Source organism: Mycobacterium persicum (genome assembly GCF_002086675.1).
Taxonomy (GTDB): domain Bacteria; phylum Actinomycetota; class Actinomycetes; order Mycobacteriales; family Mycobacteriaceae; genus Mycobacterium; species Mycobacterium persicum.
In genome coordinates, this window is record NZ_MVIF01000063.1 from 1 (window position 1) to 12,008 (window position 12,008).

At 66.6% G+C, this 12,008-nt stretch carries 12 protein-coding genes and 1 pseudogene; 5 read left to right on the forward strand and 8 right to left on the reverse strand.

Annotation, left to right across the window (positions count from 1 at the left end; all coding sequences use genetic code 11):
- A partial coding sequence (locus BST40_RS18110; RefSeq protein ID WP_142276758.1) for a zinc-binding dehydrogenase occupies window positions 1-605 on the forward strand: 605 nt, incomplete at its 5' end.
- Here the strand turns inward: BST40_RS18110 and BST40_RS18115 are convergent.
- Together BST40_RS18115 and BST40_RS18120 are read right to left on the reverse strand one after the other, a co-directional pair.
- Window positions 595-1,479, reverse strand: coding sequence for an alpha/beta fold hydrolase (locus tag BST40_RS18115; protein ID WP_075547947.1), 885 nt, complete (start codon window positions 1,477-1,479; stop codon window positions 595-597). The genes BST40_RS18110 and BST40_RS18115 overlap by 11 nt on opposite strands.
- A 99-nt stretch (window positions 1,480-1,578) precedes the next feature.
- Complete coding sequence (locus BST40_RS18120) at window positions 1,579-2,742, reverse strand: sulfotransferase family protein (protein ID WP_089025210.1); 1,164 nt, start codon at window positions 2,740-2,742, stop codon at window positions 1,579-1,581.
- A 99-nt stretch (window positions 2,743-2,841) separates the two neighbouring features.
- Between BST40_RS18120 and BST40_RS18125 the strand changes: the two genes are divergently transcribed.
- The 3 genes and pseudogenes from BST40_RS18125 to BST40_RS18135 form a co-directional block, all read left to right on the forward strand.
- Entirely contained in the window at window positions 2,842-3,429 is a 588-nt protein-coding gene (locus BST40_RS18125) for a TetR/AcrR family transcriptional regulator (RefSeq protein ID WP_075547949.1), read from the forward strand.
- Entirely contained in the window at window positions 3,426-4,538 is a 1,113-nt protein-coding gene (locus BST40_RS18130; RefSeq protein ID WP_083155030.1) for a DUF1214 domain-containing protein, read from the forward strand. The genes BST40_RS18125 and BST40_RS18130 overlap by 4 nt, the downstream gene beginning before the upstream one ends.
- A gap of 32 nt (window positions 4,539-4,570) precedes the next feature.
- Window positions 4,571-4,762 (forward strand): annotated as a pseudogene (locus BST40_RS18135) (hypothetical protein); the annotation flags it as partial.
- Between the two features lie 6 nt (window positions 4,763-4,768).
- Here BST40_RS18135 and BST40_RS18140 read toward each other — a convergent pair.
- From BST40_RS18140 to BST40_RS18155, 4 genes are all read right to left on the reverse strand, one after another.
- Window positions 4,769-5,809, reverse strand: a complete 1,041-nt coding sequence (locus BST40_RS18140) for an LLM class flavin-dependent oxidoreductase (protein ID WP_083155032.1) — start codon at window positions 5,807-5,809, stop codon at window positions 4,769-4,771.
- On the reverse strand, window positions 5,809-6,324 hold the full coding sequence (locus tag BST40_RS18145; protein ID WP_075547993.1) for an SRPBCC family protein: 516 nt from the start codon (window positions 6,322-6,324) through the stop codon (window positions 5,809-5,811). The genes BST40_RS18140 and BST40_RS18145 overlap by 1 nt, the downstream gene beginning before the upstream one ends.
- Before the next feature lie 125 nt (window positions 6,325-6,449).
- Window positions 6,450-7,556: a fatty acid desaturase family protein gene (locus tag BST40_RS18150; RefSeq protein WP_083155034.1), complete on the reverse strand. Its 1,107-nt coding sequence runs from the start codon at window positions 7,554-7,556 to the stop codon at window positions 6,450-6,452.
- A 27-nt stretch (window positions 7,557-7,583) separates the two neighbouring features.
- Window positions 7,584-8,666 carry a ferredoxin reductase gene (locus tag BST40_RS18155; protein ID WP_083155036.1) on the reverse strand — a complete coding sequence of 361 codons (1,083 nt, stop codon included), beginning with the start codon at window positions 8,664-8,666 and terminating at the stop codon, window positions 7,584-7,586.
- 69 nt (window positions 8,667-8,735) lie between these two features.
- On the opposite strand from BST40_RS18155, the gene BST40_RS18160 reads away from it, so the two are divergent.
- The gene (locus BST40_RS18160) at window positions 8,736-9,410 is read left to right on the forward strand and encodes a TetR family transcriptional regulator (RefSeq protein WP_083155039.1); all 675 of its coding nucleotides are present in this window, start codon (window positions 8,736-8,738) and stop codon (window positions 9,408-9,410) included.
- Here the strand turns inward: BST40_RS18160 and BST40_RS18165 are convergent, their stop codons facing one another.
- Together BST40_RS18165 and BST40_RS18170 are read right to left on the reverse strand one after the other, a co-directional pair.
- Complete coding sequence (locus tag BST40_RS18165) at window positions 9,411-11,531, reverse strand: catalase (RefSeq protein WP_075547955.1); 2,121 nt, start codon at window positions 11,529-11,531, stop codon at window positions 9,411-9,413.
- An 84-nt stretch (window positions 11,532-11,615) separates the two neighbouring features.
- Window positions 11,616-11,957, reverse strand: a complete 342-nt coding sequence (locus BST40_RS18170; protein ID WP_075547956.1) for a hypothetical protein — start codon at window positions 11,955-11,957, stop codon at window positions 11,616-11,618.
- Between the last annotated feature and the right edge of the window lie 51 nt (window positions 11,958-12,008).

Genomic DNA, 12,008 nt, shown 5'->3' on the forward strand with positions numbered 1-12,008 from the left:
TCCTGGCCGTCGCGGTGGCGACGGCGTTGTGCGCCGTCGTGCGTACTTTAATTGTGGGGGTGGGCGTATCGGGGGGGGTTTGGGGTGTGGGGGGGGTGGGCACCCACATCGTCCAGCTCGCACGGTTGGTCGGCGCGGCACCGGTGATCGCCCTCGACATCAACCCGGCCGTTCTGGAACGCGCGCTGGAACTCGGCGCCGACTACGCGTTCGACACCCGTGACGACGGGTTGACCGACAAGCTCGCCGAGGTCACCGGCGGGCGGTTATTGGACGTGGCGTTCGACGCCGTCGGCCTGAAGGTGACGTTCGAACAGGCCCTGGGTGCGCTGACACCCGGCGGGCGGCTGGTCGGGGTGGGAATGAGCGCGGAGTCGCCGACCATCGGGCCGACCGTGATGTTCGGGGTGACCCGCAAGCAGGTGCTGGGGCACCTCGGTTACCAGAACGCCGACATCGAGACCCTGGCGAAGCTAGTTTCGCTTGGGCGCCTTGATATTTCGCGGTCGATCAGCGAGGTCGTCGCACTTGAAGACCTCCCGGCGGGCATCGAGAAACTGGAGCGGCAGCAGGGCAACCCGATCCGTATCCTGGTCAAGCCGTAAGGAACGCGCGCAGCCGGTCCAGGACCAGGTCGGGCCGCTGCTCGACGATCCAATGGCCGACGCCGTCGACCAGCTCGACCTCGAAATCGGTTGCGCGATCTTCGTATCCGCGCAGCAGGTTGGGCGTGATCACCGGGTCGCCGGTGCCGTGCAACCAGCGCACCGGCACGTCAACCCGCGTGTCGTCGTATTCACCGCGCAGCCAGCGCAGCATCTCCGTCGTCTGGAAGCTGCGGTACCACCGTGAGCCGGCTTCGGCGTGCCCGGGCTGGCGCATGCAGTCGACGTACATCCGGACGTCCTCCTCGGGCACGCGGAATCCGCCACCGACCCACGAGGTCAGCATCCGGAAGTAGCGGGCCTTGGGGTCGGCGATCAGCCGGGGCCCGATGACCGGCAGCGAGATCGGGATCTGGTACCAGAACCGCCACATGTGCCGCAGCATTCCGAGGTCGCGGCGCACCCACGGTGCCGAGGTGTTCAGCCCGAAGAAGCCGGTCACCTTGGCGGGGTGGCGCAGCATCATGATGAAGGCGGCCGGCCCGCCCCAGTCATGGGCGACCAGTTTGACCTTCTCGACACCCAGCCGGTCCAGCACCGTGGCCAGATCGTCGGCCATCTCGCTCTTGAGGTACCGGGAGCGCGGCGCCGAGCTCCAGCCCGCGCCGCGCAGGTCCGGGCACAGCACCCGGTAGCCGTCGGCGGCCAGCGGGCCGATCAGCTCGTGCCACTCCCACCAGTTCTCCGGAAAGCCGTGCACCAGCATGACCGCAGGCCCGTCGGCCGGCCCGGCGTCGGCCACGTGGATGGTGACGTCGTCGCCTACGTCGACAAACCTGTGTTCGACGCCGTCCAGGGCGGGCATGGTGGTCATGTGTTGAGAAGGTAGCGCTTCCCCGACTCAGCCGGCCACCGAGCCTGTAATTTTGCAGGCCGCTACTCGAACTTCTGCTGCGGATTTACAGGCTCGGCGCTAAGTGAGAAACCGCTCGACATAGGGCGCGAAGCGGGCGCGCAAATCCTCCTCGGCAAGCCCGAACATCTCGCAGGTCGTTGCGACGTTGCCCAGTCGGCCGCGTCGGTGGCCGTCCAGGTAGCCGGTGATCGGCGTCCGTGCCGGTTCGTCGAACGGCTCGCCGGCCAGGGCGTACACCCGCTCGGCGACACCGAGCTCGTCGGCCATGAAGTCGTCGAATCGGATGTCGATCGAGCGCCGCGGACCGATGGTGTCGCGGTCGCGCACCAGCGCGGTGAGCATCCGGTCGAGCCGGTCCACCCAATATGCCGCAATCTCTGCCACCGGCACCGGCGAGCGGTGCATCCGAGCGGAATAGGTGATCATCGCCATCATCGACAGCGCCACCGGCACCGGGTCACGGTGAGTGAACACCACGATGCTGCCCGGAAAGACCCGATCCAGCACCGGCACCTGCTCGAGGTGCTGGGGCGACTTGAGCAGCCACCGCCGCCCGCCCCGCAGGAACTGCATCGCCTTGAGCTGCCTGGCCAGGTATCGGTAGTGCGGCGTTTGGTCGTGGGCCTGGTAGTAGTCGCGCCAGGCGGGCACGTGGGCCAGCGTCTCGAAGAGCATGGTCGAGAAGTCGTTGGCCAGCAGCTGAATCTCTTCGTGCACGTGATCGGTGGTCATCTCGTGCATCAGTGGGAAGTAGGGCATCACGGTGTTGATCACCGCCACCGCGACGTCCATGCGTGCCCGCCGCGGATCCGGCTCGACGCCGGCCTCGTGCGGCAGTGGAAAGGGCTCGACGCTTTCCCAGTACGGCATGGTGCGGAAGGTGGGCGCCGCCGCCAGCATGTTGTGCAAATGCGTGGTGCCGGTACGGGGCAGACCGGCGATGAACACCGGTGATTGCAGTTCGATGTCGTCGATCTCGGGATGCCTGGTGAGCAGGTCGGTGAACAGCAGCCGGTTCTTGAGCAACTGCAGCAGTTGCCCGTAGAAGTTCACCACCCCGGCCGCGTGTAGCCCGTCGATGTCACGCAGTGCGGCCAGGAAGACGTCGAGCCGTTCCCGGTAGTCGTCGTCGCCGAAATCATGCAGGCCGGTGTCGGCGCTGGCGCGCGCGTGCAACGCGTCGGCATCCAACGGGCATTGCGGGGCCATTGTGGCCATCATGTCGCGGATCTGCTGGGCCGCCGCGCTGAACCGGGGCTGAGCCAGGTCGTCGAGACCAACGACATCACTCACGCGACTTATGTTACTCTGAGTTTCGTAATGGTAGTCGATTTCGGCCGACCCCGTGATCCGCGGATCGATGCGGCGGTGCTTCGCGCGACGGTTGAACTGCTCGCCGAAACGGGCTATGCCGGGCTGCTGGTATCTGCCATCGCCGAACGGGCCGGCACCAGCAAGCCCGCGATCTATCGGCGCTGGCCCAGCAAGGCGCATCTGGTGCACGAGGCGGTGTTTCCGATCGGCGCCGCGACCGAAATTCCGGACACCGGATCGCTGGCGACGGATCTGCGAGACATGGTGCGACGCACGATGGCGGTCTTGGCGACGCCGGCCGCCCGCGCGGCGCTGCCCGGCCTGGTCGGCGAGATGGCGGCCGACCCGACCCTGCATGCCGCACTGTTGGAACGGTTTGCCGGCATCATTTCCGGCGGCCTTGCCTCTCGGCTCGAGAACGCCGCTGCCGCAGGCGAAATCCGGGCCGACGTCACCGCCGATGAACTGGTCGAGGCCATTGCCGGCAGCACCCTGCTAGGCCTGCTGACCCGCGGCGCCGAACTCGACGACGCCTGGGCGGACCGCACCACCACATTGCTCCTGAGCGGAATCCTGAAAGGAAAGCCTGAATGACGCACGAGTCGGCTACGGCATGGCGGGAATTGCTCGACACCTTGGGCGCCCTGGACCGCGGCTTCCTCGAGGGCGAGCGTGCGGTCACCGACGACCGGCACCTCGCCGACGGTTACCGGATGCTCGCCGCCACCCTGGGTGTCGCGTTCGACGCCTATCTCTTCCCCGAGCCGGGCCGGCCGCAGTTCGTCGCGGTCAACACGCCGTTTCGTCGCGACCGCCGCTGGGGCGGCGACAACACCGACGCCTATTACTTCATGTGCCCGGTCGATCCGACACGGCGCTACCGGATCGGCGGCAACAAGGGTGACAGCGCGTATTTCTCGGTGACCGCCTACAACGAGCCCTTCCCCGGCGCGTGGTCGGACCGGGTCGTCGCGATTGTCCGCGACAGTGACCTCGATATCGACGCCGACGGCAACTTCTCCTTCGAGCTGGGTCCCACACCCGATGCCGCCGTGCTGATGACCCGTGACTACCAGGCCGACCCGCTGACCGGTCGCCCGGTCACCTGGACTATCGAGGCGCTCGACGCGCCGGACCCGATACGCCACGGCGACGCCGAGACCGCCGCAAGGCTGCGGGCGGCGGCCACCTGGATGCGCACCACGTTCGCCATCGTGCCGCTGGCCGTCGGGGACAGGGCCCGTGACGCGCATCGGCTTGGACACGAGACCGCCCACGTCGCAAACCAATTCGCGGCTCCCTACCAGGTGCCCGACGCCAACTTCGGCTGGTCGGCGCGCGATGCCTGCTACTCCTACGGCAGTTTCGTGCTCGACGACGACGAAGCGCTGGTCATCACCCACCGGCCGCCGCAATGCCGGTTCTGGAATTTGGTGGTGTGGAACCAGTTCATGGCCACCTGCGGTCCCGCCGAGGGCCCCGATGCCCGCTGCTCCGTCAACGGTCACAGCGCGATGGCCAATAGCGACGGCTCGGTGACGATCGTCTTGTCCCGCGGGACGACGGCCCATCCGAATTCGCTGACCACGCTGGGCTATCCGCAAGGCAACCTCGCCTTCCGGTGGTTTCTGGCCGACGAGCTGCCGACCCGGCCCGAGGTGAAACTGGTGCCGGTCGCCGACGCGCCGACCGGCGTGGGCTGAAGCTAAGCCTGGATCCGTGGATGCAGGCTAAGCTGCAGCAGATGATCCTCGGTGGTGATCCAGCTAATTTGACCGGCCAGGGTCTTGTAGACAATGTGCAACGGTTCGTGCAGTCGCTTCCCGAAAACGACCCGAGGACCGCGTGGTTGCGCGGCCAGGTTGCGGATCTGCAGGCGCATGTGAAAGACATCGACTACGCCCGTACCCATTGCAGCACCGGCGAGGTAGAACTAAACCTCCCGGACCAGCTCGATGGCCCGGCCGAGCGTCGAAAGCTTGGCATCGAGTGTGCCGCCCGCGGGATAGAGCCGCACCGTGTTCACACCGGCGTCCCGCCACACCCCAAGGCGGGCCCGGACCATGTCCTCGGTCCCGATCAGCGTGGTGGCCAGCACCATCTCGTCGGTGATCGACGCGACGGCGCGGTCGCGGTCACCGCGCTGCCAGTGCTCGCGCACCGCGGCGGCAACGTCAGCCCAGCCTTGCCGGCTGTAGGCCCGGTTGTAGTAGTTGGTGCTGGCGGACCCCATGCCGCCCAGGCTGAATGCCAGCTCCTTCTTGCGGCCGGCAACCATGCCGCGCAGCTGGTCCTGGTCCTTGGCGAATGCGACCTCGGCGCCCTGACAGATGTCGATGTCGGCCCGGGTGCGACCGGCGGCAGCCAGCCCGCTATCCAGGTGCGCGAAGTAGGCGCCGGCGGCGCCTTCCGGCACAAAACTGGTGCCCAGCCAGCCGTCGGCGATCTGTCCCGTCAACCGCAGCATCGCCGGGGACAACGCGGCCAGATAGATCGGGATGGCGTGCTCGGGCCGCGTCGACAATCGCATCGGCACCGCCTCGCCTCCGGGGCGCGGAATCTGAAACTCGTTGCCGGAGTACGAGATTTTGCCGCCAGCGAACGCTTGCCGCACGATGTCGACGGTTTCGCGCATCCGCGCCAGCGGCCGGGCGAACGACACCCCGTGCAGGCCCTCGATCACCTGCGGCCCCGAGGCGCCCAGGCCTAGCAGGAACCGCCCGCACGACAGGTTGGACAGCGTGATCGCGATCTGGGCCACCGCAACGGGCGATCGGATGCCGAGTTGCAGTACCCCCGAGCCCAGCAGCATCCGTTCGGTGCGCGCGGCAAGGTATCCCAGCGCCGACGGCCCGTCCGCACCCCAGGCCTCGGCGACCCAGCAGACGTCCAGTCCCAGCTTTTCGGCCTCGACGACGAACTCGACGGTGTCTCGGCCAGCCGTGGACAGCTCGACCGTGGTGGCGGTGCGCATTAGCGGACCCCGTGTTCGGCCAACCTCTTGATCGCGGCCAGCGTCTTGTCGATCGCGGTCTCGAACTCCCGCAACCGCACGAAGACGATCTTCTGTTCCTTGTCGGGCATCGCGTCGATGGCGCGCGACAACCCCGAGCGGCCCGGCCCCATCTGCGTCCAGTAGGTCAGCAGGGTGCCTCCGTCCCGGGGTGTCAGCCGGAACCGCCAGATGGCCGAGGGATTGTCGGATTCGCCTACTGCCCAGGCGAATTCGTGTGGCTCATCGCAGCTGACAATTTGTGAAGTGGTGCTCCATTCACCGAAGGCATCGTGCCGGTTGTGACCGACGAACCGGGCGCCGATCCGGGGCCCGGTGGCCTCGTCGACCCATTCCACCGCTTGCAACTCGTTGCTGAGGGTCGGCATCAGCTCGACATCGCAGACCAGACTCCAGACGCGCTCGGGATCGGCGTCGATCCACGTCGAGGCTTCCACGGTTGGCTTGTCTGCATAGCGCGCGCCGGTCCACTCCACGGGCCCATTGTCCTCCAGTTGGGCTGTTGTGGCCCCCGCGCTGACCACTTTGTTTCGCATCGAGCCTGCGCCCAGCGCTTCGCGCTGCGCGCCGGCTCGGCGGCGTCACCGCAGGCTCGGCGGCGTCATGCCGCTGACAGCGCGACCGCTTCCCGCGCGGTGGCCTTGCGCCGCGCCGGCCAAGACCCCGGGAAGGCGAGCTTCACGATCTTGCGCACCACGGTGGCGAACTGCTTGGGCAGCGGGCCGCTGTTGTAGGGGATGCCGTAACGCTCACAGATCTCCCGCACCTCCGGGGCGATCTCGGCGTACCGCCGGGCCGGCATGTCGGGGAACAGATGGTGCTCGATCTGATGCGACAAGTTGCCGGACAACAGATGAAACAGCTTGCCGCCGCTTAGATTTGCCGAACCGAGGACCTGGCGGAAGTACCACTGACCACGGGACTCGTTCTTGGTTTCCTCGGCGGTGAACTCCTGAGTGCCGTCGGGGAAGTGGCCGCAGAAGATGATCATGTACGACCACACGTTGCGCATCAGGTTGGCCGTGAGGTTGCCCGTGAAGACGAACGGCGCGAACGGTCCGGCCAATAGCGGGAAGGCGACATAGTCCTTGAGGGTTTGCCGGCGCGTCTTCTTCCAGATCTCCCGCAAGACGTCGCGCTTGTCGGCCAGCCGGATCTCACCGGCCCGGATGCGCTCGGACTCCAGTTCGTGCAGTGCGACGCCGTACTGGAACAGCACCATCAACAGGAATGCGTAGACCGGGTTGCCCAGGAAGTAGGGCTCCCAGGGCTGGTCGTCGCTCATCCGCAGGATGCCGTAGCCGATGTCGCGGTCCATTCCCACGATGTTGGTGTGGGTGTGGTGCAGGTAGTTGTGCGAATGCCGCCATTGGTCGGCCGGGCAGGCCGTGTCCCACTCGAAGGAACGCCCCGAGATGGCCGGGTCACGCATCCAGTCGTACTGACCATGCATGACGTTGTGGCCGATCTCCATGTTGTCCAGGATCTTCGACACCCCGAGCATGGCGGTTCCCAGCAGCCACGCCGGCGGCAGGAACAGCAACACTCGTCCGCCGACCTCTAGGGCGCGCTGCGTCTTGATGACCCGGCGGATATAGTCGGCGTCTTCTTCACCGAGATCCGCCATGACGCGCTCCTTGATGGCGTCGAGTTCGCGGCCGAACGCGTCGGCCTGTTCGGGGGTGAGGGTGATCTTGTTGAGTGTCATGTCAGAACTCCTTGAGATGTTTGGGGGTTATAGCGCGAGGTCGACGTCGCCGACGGGAACCGAGACACAGATCTGCACGTCCTCGTCGGGACCCGTGGAAACGGCCCCGGTGACCAGGTTTCGCACCGTGCCCGAGGTCTTGCGCCGGGTGCAGGTGTGGCAGATGCCCATCCGGCAGCCGCTCTCGGGTGTCAAGCCGGCCGACTCCGCCTGCTCGAGCAGCGAGCGGCCGTCGTCGACGACGTCGATACCGCTGTCGGCGAAGGACACTCGGCCGCCCGAGGGGTTCGCCGGCGCCTCGAACACCGGAGGCACGAAGCTCTCGGTGACGACGTTGTCACAGTGCTCGCGCACCGCCTCGACCAATGATGTTGGGCCGCAGACGAACACCGCATCCGGCGTCGGCATGGCCATGGCCAGGTGGTCGGCGCCGAAGCGGCCCACCAGATCACCAGCGCCGGAGCGGGTGTAGCCGTGCAGCACTCGCACACCCGGCAGTTCTTTGTGGGCGGCCAACTCCTCGCGATAGCACGCCTCCGCAGGCGTGCGCGCGTAGTGCACAAAGGCGACTTCGCCCTGATGACCCTCGGCAACCAGCGTGCGCAGCATCGCCATGACGGGGGTGATGCCACTGCCGCCGGAGACGAGCAGCACCCGGCGCGGCCGCTGCGCCGGCAACACGAAGTCGCCGCCGACCCCGGCCAGGCCGACCACCATGCCGCGGCGGGCACGCTGGTACAGGTAGGTCGAGACCAGCCCGCCGTCGTGGTGGCCGATCGTCAGCTCGAGGGTCGGGCCGCCTTCGGCGTTGGCCGGTGAATAGCAGCGGGTGTGCCGGCGACCGTCGATGTCGACGGTGAGGTTGACGTACTGGCCGGCCTTGACGGTGTTGGCGGCGGTGAAGGTGCCGTTGGGAGCGAGGGTGAGGGTGACGCTGCGCGGCGTCTCGCGCCGCACCTCGATGACCTTGGCGCGGGCCTCACCCAACGTCCACGTCGGCGCCACCAGCTCGGTGTAGCGGTCGACGCCGTGCGGACCGGTGAGCAGGTCGACCAGGTCGGAACCCAGGACTCGCTTCGCAACGGCTTGGCTGAGCGTTTGAGTGAACATATGTACACGGTGCGCCGGGATCTAGCTGTTCGTCAAGGGTTTCCGCAGGTCTGTGGTAGGGTTCACACAGTGAACGACCGTACTCCTAGCTCACGCTCACATCGGTCCGGCCAAGGCCGGGCCCGCGCCACCGTGTCGCGGGAGGAACGCAAGGAAGCCACCCGGCGCGCCATCGTCGCCGCCGCGCTCAAACTGCTGCAGGACCGCAGCTTCAGCGGCCTGAGCCTGCGCGAGGTGACCCGGGAGGCCGGGATCGTGCCGGCGGCGTTCTACCGGCACTTCGAGTCGATGGAGGCCCTGGGGCTGGTCCTGATCGACGAGTCGTTTCGCACCCTGCGTGACACGTTGCGCGGAGCGCGCGCCGGCAAGCTGGACCCGAACCGGGTGATCGAGTCGTCCGTGGAGATCTTGGTGGGCAGCGTCGCCGACAAGCGCGAACACTGGCGTTTCATCGTCCGGGAGCGCTCCACCGGACTATCGGTGCTGCGCTACGCCATCCGCACCGAGATCCGGCTGATCACCTCCGAGCTGGCCACCGACCTGGCCCGCTTCCCGGGGCTCAACGAATGGAGCACCGAGGACCTCAACATCTTGGCGACACTGTTCGTCAACGCGATGATCGTCATCGCCGAGGCGATCGAGGACGCCCAGAGCGCCGAAGCGCTGCAGGAGATTCATCGAATCGCCGTCAAGCAGCTGCGGATGATCGCGATCGGTGTCGCCGGCTGGCAGAGCAAGTCCTGATCAGGCGGGCACCGAGTCGGTCTCGCGTTCCCACACACGGTGCTTGGCAAGGACTTTGGTGAATGCCTCGACGAAGTCGTCGGACAGGTCGTCGGCCGCCGCCTTGGTCGTGACCACCCCGTTGGAGACGAAGGCGTCGGTGCTCGCGGCGGTTTTCTCGGTTATCCCGGCCTTAGGCAGCAACTTGACGCCCGCACCGAAGGCCCCCACCGCCTTGAGGTGCTTGTAGGCCTCCGTCACGAAATGCATCGCGTAGCCGTCCTCCGACAGGGTCTTGACGGCGTCGGGCCCGCACGGCACCACGACCGCGTCGTAGAGGACCGACGACATGGTGGTGATCGCCCGGTCAACCGGGAGTTCGCCGCCGGATCCGCCGGCTAGCGTGCCACCTGCCTTGGGCGCCAGCACTTCTGCGACGGCGCCGCGGTTGCGGATCGCGTCTATGAAGCGCTGGGTTCCCACCACGTCGACGCCGTCGGCGGCCAGCACGGCGATCTTGCGGGTCTCGATACTGTCGGTGACGGTGTTGAGTTGCGAAAGCGCTGGGGAGGCAGGCATTTTATCGCCCGCCCTGTCCAAGAACGGCTGTTCTTCGGGCGCGGGCAGCCCTAGTTGTCCGGCGACCCGTACCGCCAGGTCGTGGTCGACGAGGTTCAGCTGATCCACCACGCGCACACGGATGTCCGGTGTTTCCACCTTGCCTAGCTCGAAGGCGTACGCGGCGACAATGTGTTTGGCCTCGACGGCAGACATGCTCTTCCAGAACATCCGGGCCTGGCTGTAGTGATCCTGGAAGCTTTCGGCCCGCTGGCGGATCTTATTGCCGTCGACTTTCTGGGTGTAGTGGCGGAATACGTTGTGGTCAGCCAGCGCCGGACAGCCGCCACCCAGGCTGTTCTTGTAGTAGCTGGACCTGCCCTGCGGAATCGTGTGCTGGCCATAGCCGTCGCGCTGGTTGTTGCGGACGTCGGCGACCGGCCGATTGACCGGCAGTTGCGCGAAATTGGGGCCGCCCAGCCTGATCAGTTGGGTGTCGAGGTAGGAGAAGTTACGGAACTGCAGCAGTGGATCGTTGGTGAAGTCGATTCCGGGTACCACGTTGGCGGTGTGGAAGGCCACCTGCTCGGTTTCGGCGAAGAAGTTGTCCGGGTTGCGATTAAGCACCATCTTGCCCACGCGGCGCACCGGAACCTGTTCCTCGGGAATGATTTTGGTGGCGTCGAGCAAATCGAACTCGAAGTTGAACTCGTCACTTTCGGCGACCAGCTGCACTCCCAGCTCCCACTCCGGGTACTGGCCGGCCTCGATGGCTTCCCACAGGTCGCGCCGGTTGAAGTCGGGGTCCTTGCCGGCGACTTTCTGGCACTCGTCCCAGATCAGCGAGTGCACACCCAGGCGCGGCTTCCAATGGAATTTCACAAACGTGCCTTCGCCTTGGGCGTTGACCAACCGGAAGGTATGCACGCCAAAGCCTTCCATCATCCGGTAACTGCGCGGCAGCGCCCGGTCCGACATCAGCCACATGATCGTGTGCAGCGTCTCCGGCTGCAGCGACACGAAATCCCACAACGTGTCGTGCGCCGACTGCGCCTGCGGAATCTCGTTGTGCGGCTCCGGCTTGACGGCGTGCACAAAATCCGGGAACTTGATGCCGTCCTGGATGAAGAACACCGGGAAGTTGTTGCCGACCAGGTCGTAGTTGCCTTGATCGGTGTAGAACTTGGTGGCGAATCCGCGGACATCGCGCACCGTGTCCGCCGATCCGCGTGACCCGGCCACCGTGGAGAACCGCACGAAGACCGGCGTCTGCTTACCCGGTGTGGTGAGGAACTGCGCCGCGGTGTAGTCGGCAAGCCAGTCGTCATAGGGCTCGAAGTACCCGTAGGCTCCGGCGCCTCGGGCATGCACCACCCGTTCGGGGATCCGTTCATGGTCGAAGTGAGTGATCTTTTCCCGGGCGTGGAAATCCTCGAGCAGGGTGGGCCCACGTTCCCCCGCGGTGAGCGCGTCGTCGGTGTGGTCGACTCGCACGCCCTGCTGAGTGGTCAGATATCCGGTGCTCCCGGCTACCCGGCAGTCGTCAAGCTGCCGCTGCTTCGGGTTACCGTCGTTGGCTGCCATTCGTCCCTCCAGCGTTAGGAATTCCAGACTTGGGTACCCGGCCGCGGCCGTGGCAAACGACGGGTCCGCACTGCCGCGGAGCCGTCACTGGTCATCCACGACCTCGAACAACGAGCCGCCGTCCTCGGGCGTGCCGTCGATTTGGCCTCGATGGGCGCGCCCGGGGCCGTCCTCTTCCCACCCGCCGTCCAGCCGGTCCGGCTCTTCGGCGGCGAGTCGGTCGTCGAGGGATTGCCCTTCGCGCTGCTCGCGCGCCGTCATCCCGAACCGGTCGGCCTCGCTCCAGTGCTCGGGTGGGTCCACCACGATGTCGCCGTCGTCGTTGCGGAGCTCGTCGGAGTCGGTGGATTCGTTCGGGTTGAGCGTGTCGCCGGGGCCGCCTTCCTCGGGGAAGTCCGCGGGATCGCTCAGCTCGCCGGTAGCCATTGGCAACGGTTGCCCGCAGCGTCCACCCGCTAAACCGGCCCGCCGAACCTG

Coding starts and splice junctions, on each gene's coding strand:
- BST40_RS18155 (WP_083155036.1), bottom strand. CDS start 8,666: ATGTTCACTCAAACGCTCAGCCAAGCCGTTGCGAAGCGAGTCCTGGGT.
- BST40_RS18165 (WP_075547955.1), bottom strand. CDS start 11,531: ATGGCAGCCAACGACGGTAACCCGAAGCAGCGGCAGCTTGACGACTGC.
- BST40_RS18115 (WP_075547947.1), bottom strand. CDS start 1,479: ATGACCACCATGCCCGCCCTGGACGGCGTCGAACACAGGTTTGTCGAC.
- BST40_RS18130 (WP_083155030.1), top strand. CDS start 3,426: ATGACGCACGAGTCGGCTACGGCATGGCGGGAATTGCTCGACACCTTG.
- BST40_RS18120 (WP_089025210.1), bottom strand. CDS start 2,742: ATGATGGCCACAATGGCCCCGCAATGCCCGTTGGATGCCGACGCGTTG.
- BST40_RS18125 (WP_075547949.1), top strand. CDS start 2,842: ATGGTAGTCGATTTCGGCCGACCCCGTGATCCGCGGATCGATGCGGCG.
- BST40_RS18170 (WP_075547956.1), bottom strand. CDS start 11,957: ATGGCTACCGGCGAGCTGAGCGATCCCGCGGACTTCCCCGAGGAAGGC.
- BST40_RS18150 (WP_083155034.1), bottom strand. CDS start 7,556: ATGACACTCAACAAGATCACCCTCACCCCCGAACAGGCCGACGCGTTC.
- BST40_RS18140 (WP_083155032.1), bottom strand. CDS start 5,809: ATGCGCACCGCCACCACGGTCGAGCTGTCCACGGCTGGCCGAGACACC.